Consider the following 422-nt stretch of genomic DNA (forward strand, 5'->3'; position numbering starts at 1 on the left):
GGGCACCGCCGGAACCGATCAGCTTCAGCGACGTCAGGTCGTACCGCGAGCCGTGCTCTGCGACGGCGTCCGCGATCGGCACGGCGATGGCGTCGCCGACGACCGTGATGCCGGCGATCGACTCCGCCTCGACGAGGCGCAGCACCTGCTCGGGGTCGAAGGTGCGGGCCAGCACGCGCGGCGCGCCGGACAGGAACGCGGTGAGCAGGGAGTAGATCGCGGCGCCGTGCATGAGCGGCGGAATCAGCATCAGCACGGCCGGATTCGTGTTCGCGACCGCGGCGTCCACCACTTCGCCGACGGATCGCCGCGGCGGCCCCGCCAGGTTCGCGCCGGACAGGGCCGCGTAGAAGAAGTCCTCGTGCCGCCACACCACGCCCTTGGGCAKGCCSGTGGTGCCGCCGGTGTAGACGACGAAGTGG

The 422-nt window shown here is 71.9% G+C and carries 1 protein-coding gene; it reads right to left on the reverse strand.

Features of this window, described 5'->3' with window-relative positions; genetic code table 11:
- A partial coding sequence (locus AC1DYG_RS20055) for an AMP-binding protein (protein ID WP_477641596.1) occupies window positions 1-422 on the reverse strand: 422 nt, incomplete at both ends.

This window comes from Pedococcus sp. P1_H8, assembly GCF_056405175.1.